Below are 5632 nucleotides of genomic sequence, written 5' to 3'. Positions count from 1 at the left end.
CCTGTCCATCTTGGTCTCGCAGCAGTTGCAGCTTGATCCGTTCGCCGGCCATCTCTTTGGTTTTTGCAACCGCAGTCGGACCATCATCAAGCTGCTCTACTGGGATCGCAACGGATTTTGTTTGTGGCAGAAGCGCTTGGAGCGCCATGCGTTTCGAGACTGCTGCACAATCCTTTGAGGTCTTTGATTTCCGTCTTTTTGGTCTTTTTCGAGCGTAAAGTCGGCATTTCCCCGTGTTTTCTGGTAGGACTTGGGGTGTTTTCTGCCTTAGTTGGCAGCTTTCGCCGCAAAGGGAGGCAGTGATCCTCAGCAAGCAGCCTTTAAAACGGCCTTTTTCAGGTTAAAGGCCATGACGTTGAGGAGAAACTCCAGCTCGACCTTGGCACGTCCGAGGTACCTCGCGCGGTAAAATCCATAGCCGCGCTTGAGGGTGCCGAAGGCTCGCTCGGCTTTCGCGCGGACGCTGCTGATTTGACGGTTGGCGATTTTTTCTGAGGGGGTCAGTTCCCTGTTGCGAGCAGCCTTGTACATGATGCCGTCGGCAAGGCCTCGAACATGGAGCACGTAGCGATTGAGTTGGCTGCTGTATCCTTTGTCCGCGAAAATGCTCTCGCCGGCTTTCGCGTCGACCTCATCCAGGACGGCGACAAATTCTTCTGTATCGGACCGGTTTGCCGGCGTGGCATGGCCGCCGAGGACAAAGCCATCCCGAGTGTCCGTGGCGACGTGGATTTTATACCCATAATACGCTCGGTTGCCCTTGCGCAGCCAAGCCGCCTCGGCGTCATCGGAATAGCTGATCGTCACATCCGTCCCGCCCGCGTTGTCTTCCTGACGATCCTGCGGGAGCACGTCGAGCACCTTGAGCGGCCGGCGCGCGGACGACACCACGCTGGCGTCGACGATGGCTCCTTCTCGGACCAGGAGGCCGCGTCGCTGCAACTGATGGTTGAGCTTGTCCAGCAAACGTTTTTGCACATTGCGCTCAACGAGGCTCTGACGGAAGCGACAGATCGTGGTGGCATCGGGCACTTCATCGTGATCCAGGGAAAGGCCAACGAACCGGACAAAGGAGAGGCGATCGTACAGGGCCTCTTCCACCGCCGCGTCGCTGAGGTTGTACCAGCGCTGAAGAAGAAGGATCTTGAACATGAGAAGCGGCGGATAGGCCGGATTGCCCGCGGCGTTGACCACCCGCTTAAGCGTTTTGCGCAAAAGCTTTTCCAGCGGGTTCCAGTCGATAAGACGATCAATCTCGTCGAGAAAGCACTCCTTGCGTTTGCGACGGGCTACAACGTAGTCGGCAATGCCTGGCTTGGAAGAAGTGCGCTCGCTCATGTTCGCCTCCATCGAATTCGATGAAGAAAATATACATCAAATACTTAAATTTACAACATTTTATTCAATTTTACTGTGCATTGGTCTCGTTTCGCTGGCCGACCAGCGAGGCCGAGGTGCTGACCATCGACTCCAGGCAGCTCGCCTGGCTGCTCGACGGTCTGGATCCTCTGGCTGTAAAAGGCCATTCCCGCTTCGAGTACTCGACGATCTTTTGACCAGTATTGCCTTGATAATATTGGGTAATGCTGGCATATTGTCCGGGCTGTGGACATCAATTCCCTTCCTGACGACCCTGCCACGCTGAAAGGCCTTCTCGCCGACATGGCCGCCAGCCAAGCTGACCAGCAGCAACATATTGCCCAGCTTGAGCAGCGCCTTCGGCTCCTGAACCTGATCATCTACGGCCCGAAGTCCGAGAAAAAGCCCCGCACCGGCCAAGAGCAGCAGCTTTCCCTGTTCGATGAGGCCGAGCAGGCCGTGGAGGAGCAGAAACCGCAGACCTTCGGGGAGGCCTGCGCCCCGGCGAGCACCCGCCGCAAACGCGGCCGTCGCCCCATCCCTGCTGATCTGCCCCGGGTGGAGATCATCCACGACCTGCCAGAATCGGAGAAGGCCTGCCCCTGCGGCACTGAGCTGGTCCGCATCGGTGAGGAAGTCAGCGAAAAGCTCGACATCGTGCCGGCCAAGATCCAGGTCATCCGCCACATCCGGCCCAAATACGCCTGCCGGGCCTGCGAGGGCGTGGAAGCCGACGGGCCGACGGTGAAAACCGTGTCCATGCCGCCCCAGATTATCCCCCAAGGTATCGTCACCCCGGGCCTTTTGGCCCATGTCGTCGTGGCCAAGTACGCCGACGCGTTGCCCCTGTACCGCCAGGAGGATCAGCTGGACATCTCCCGGGGCACTCTGGCCGGCTGGATTATCCGCGTGGCCAAGGCCTGCAATCCGCTCATCGACATGATCATCGCCGAAATTCACTCCGGTCCCATCGTCAACATGGACGAAACCACGGTCCAGGTGCTGCGCGAGCTGGACCGGGCCAACACCAGCAAGTCGTACATGTGGGTCGCCCGGGGCGGAACACCGGGAAAGCCGGTCGTCCTGTTTCGCTATCATCCGCCCCGGGCCGGCAGCGTGGCTGCGGAAATTCTTGGCGACTTCAAAGGCTATCTCCAGACCGACGGCTACAGCAGCTACGAGGCTCTCGGCGAACGGGAAGGTCTGCGCCACCTCGGCTGCATGGCCCATGTCCGGCGCAAATTCGTCGAAGTCGAGAAGACTGCCGGCAAGAAGGGCAAGGGCGGTACGGCCCATGCCGCCCTGGACCTGATCGGCAAGCTCTACGACGTGGAGCGCCAAGCCGAAAAGCAAAAGCTCAAGCCGGAGCAGATCGCCACCCTGCGGGCGGAAAAGTCCAGGCCGATACTGGACAAGCTCAAGGCGCTGCTCGATGCCCGCGTCGCCAGCACGCCGCCTAAGAGTCTGCTTGGCAAGACCATCGGCTATGCCATCAAACAGTAGGAGCGGTTGGTCGTCTACCTGGAAGACGGCCGACTGCGCCCGGACAACAACCTGGCCGAAAACGCCATCCGTCCCTTTGCCGTGGGCCGCAAAAACTGGCTGTTCTCAGGCCATCCGCGCGGAGCCGACGCCTCGGCCACCATCTACTCCCTCATCGAAACGGCCAAGGCCAACGGGCTGGAGCCATACCGCTATCTACGCCACCTCTTCGAGCACTTGCCGGCAGGCAACCACTGACGCCCAACGCAAGGCCCTCCTGCCCCAGTACATCGATCCTCAAAGCCTCATCATACCAGCCTGAGCTCAACCTGCCGCCTGCGGCCCACACAAGAAGGGCCTGATTGACCGCTTACGTAGCAAGGCAACTCCGCTCAGACGATGTGATGCAATGCCTAGTGGAATTGTTTGTTGATCGTGGGCCACCGGATCATCTCCGATCTGACAACGGAGCCGAGTTCACCGCCCACGCGGTCAGGAGATTTTTAGCCAAGGTCGGGGTCAAAACGTTGTACATCGAGCCAGGCTACCCGTGGGAAAATGGCTACTGCGAAAGTTTCAACGGCAAGATGCGAGATGAGAAACTAAACGGGGAGATATTCTACACGCTGCGGGAAGCCCAGATCGTTCTGGAAATGTGGCGAACAGAGTATAATACAGTTAGGCCGCACAGTTCCCTGGGGCAACGGCCGCCAGTACCGGTGGCCATCCTGCCCCTCGGGGCCGGATGCTCCCCCTGGGGACCACCGCTTGCAAATAGGACGGAGTGCAGACTAACATAATCGTTGGTACAACTCCTGGGGGCAGGTCACGTCACGACAAGATGGTCCGCTGCTAAAACTGCCACATCATTATGATAGTATTCACCGGAGCTGTTATCTCCGAAATTCAAGTATCATTATGGCGCTGAAATACAACAGAATGTTTATTTTTTTCAACCTCATAACAATCTGTTTGTCCTCGTCAGCAGTTTTGGACATACCCCTGAATGATAGTTAGAACAATTTCAGATGAACAAAGTGTTCAACAATCAAATATTCAGTGATGACATACATCAACAACAATCAAATAGGGGTCGCCTCAGGATTCGGAAAATATCGTACGCTTTAAAAATAATATATACTCCAGGTGGTGCGATGTCGCCTTGCAAAGTCAATTTTTTTGTGATAAAAGTAATAAAAAAGCTCGTAAAGATATACAGTTAGTGCACCGTGAAAGAAGAGCATATATTTTTAACAACAGCATTTGCGCCTATAGCAAATAAAACTAGCATCTGGCTATAGATTGCATTTAAAAACTTAACTGCGAGGCGCTTTATGAACTATTGTCAGGCCGTGGGAGGCAAGCTTGTTGTTATTATTTTGTTTCTAATTATGTTTCATAATTTGCTTTGTCCTAAATTTGTAAGCGCGGGTGATGGGCAAAGCGTGTCTATTGTGTGTAATAAAATCTCATTAAACGAGTGTTTTAAACAGATTGACATGCCAATACAGATTGACAATTGTTACATGTCGAAGACTGTGGACTTTCAGATTGAGTGTAAAGACGCTTTAGACTGTATCAATAGAACCATTAATGCTTCAATGCTTGAAAATTATACTCTCCAGTTAGATCGTTCAAAAAAAAGTGCAGCCATTTTATCCATAGGTAAGTGTCAAAATAATATAAACGTTGCGGCTAACTCCGCCGAAAACCATGCTTCAGAAAATCATAAGCAGATGGGTTCTTTTGATGATTCGAAAAATAATCAAAAATCATCTTTTGCTCCCGAAGAGACATTAGAAAAATTACGTTCAACGAAATCAGTTGACCCTGACGAACCCCTTTCTTTGTTGGGAGGAGGGACTGTGACGCGGCGAAGTATAGAAGATCTACAGTCAAAATATGAAGTTTTGCCTATTGATCCTAGCCAGGCTATTGTGTTGCCCGGAGGAAAAACAGTGCCCCGTGAAACAATTAACAATGTGGCTACAAAAGAAATACAGAATAAGTTGCCTAGTGAGAGCATCATGTTGCCGAGTGGAAAAGTTATCCCGCGGAAAGGTATAGATGCTTTGCAAAAAAAATAAGTTTTACAAACCATATAATCCAATATAAAAGCTGGGGCCTTGGCCGACGAAACGCGAATAAATTGACCATTCCACGGGAAATTTTGTAAGCTTCCCTTAAAATAGGACCAGCGAGAAGTTGAGATTTCTGTCAAACCCACCCCAGGAGGGAGCGATGCGGAGATCTCGATTTTCTGAGACGCAGATCGTCAAGATGCTCAAGGAAGCCGAAGCGGGTCGGCCCGTCTCGGACATTTGCCGCGAGAACGGGATCAGCGCGACCACGTTCTACAAATGGAAAACCAAATACGGTGGCATGGACGCGTCTGATGTGCGACGCCTCAAAGATCTTGAGGCCGAACACAGCCGCCTCAAGCAGATGTTTGCCGAGCTAAGTCTGGAAAACCAAGCCTTGAAGGATGTGATCGCAAAAAAGTTATAAGGCCAGCCGACAAACGCGAGTTGGTCACCTACGTCCACGTCGAGCATGGGTTGAGCTTACGCCGTGCCTGTCGAGCTTTTAGTCTGAGCAGGTCTGTGTACGGCTACCAACCCAAGGAATCCGACGACGAACGGGTGATTGAAGCGCTCGTCAGGCTGGCCGAGAAGCATCCACGATTTGGCTTCGGCAAGTTATTTCCGTTGCTGCGTCGCGAGCAACCGATGTGGAACCACAAGCGTGTGCTCCGTGTGTACCGCGCTTTGAAGCTGCATCTGCGCCGCAA

At 53.6% G+C, this 5632-nt stretch carries 3 protein-coding genes and 3 pseudogenes; 5 read left to right on the top strand and 1 reads right to left on the bottom strand.

What is annotated here, in order from left to right; translation table 11 throughout:
* The first annotated feature begins 10 nt into the window (after positions 1-10).
* Complete coding sequence (gene tnpB / locus NY78_RS25935; protein ID WP_442855221.1) at positions 11-178, top strand: IS66 family insertion sequence element accessory protein TnpB; 168 nt, start codon at positions 11-13, stop codon at positions 176-178.
* A 128-nt stretch (positions 179-306) separates the two neighbouring features.
* On the opposite strand, the gene NY78_RS21320 is transcribed toward tnpB, so the two are convergent.
* Positions 307-1338 carry an IS5 family transposase gene (locus NY78_RS21320; RefSeq protein ID WP_043640897.1) on the bottom strand — a complete coding sequence of 344 codons (1032 nt, stop codon included), beginning with the start codon at positions 1336-1338 and terminating at the stop codon, positions 307-309.
* Positions 1339-1662: 324 nt separating this feature from the next.
* Between NY78_RS21320 and tnpC the strand changes: the two are divergent.
* From tnpC to NY78_RS25690, 4 genes and pseudogenes are all read left to right on the top strand, one after another.
* Positions 1663-3163 (top strand): annotated as a pseudogene (gene tnpC, locus NY78_RS21310) (IS66 family transposase).
* Positions 3164-3203: 40 nt separating this feature from the next.
* Positions 3204-3641: pseudogene (locus NY78_RS24325) on the top strand (integrase core domain-containing protein); the annotation flags it as partial.
* Between the two features lie 534 nt (positions 3642-4175).
* A complete protein-coding gene (locus NY78_RS25110; RefSeq protein WP_156181120.1) occupies positions 4176-4928 on the top strand; it encodes a hypothetical protein in 753 nt (250 codons plus the stop codon).
* Positions 4929-5082: 154 nt separating this feature from the next.
* Positions 5083-5632 (top strand): annotated as a pseudogene (locus NY78_RS25690) (transposase); the annotation flags it as partial.

The organism is Desulfovibrio sp. TomC (genome assembly GCF_000801335.2).
In the GTDB taxonomy this organism is placed as follows: domain Bacteria; phylum Desulfobacterota; class Desulfovibrionia; order Desulfovibrionales; family Desulfovibrionaceae; genus Solidesulfovibrio.
The sequence above is the reverse complement of the archived record's forward strand: the minus strand, read 5'-3'. Positions and strand labels throughout refer to the sequence as shown.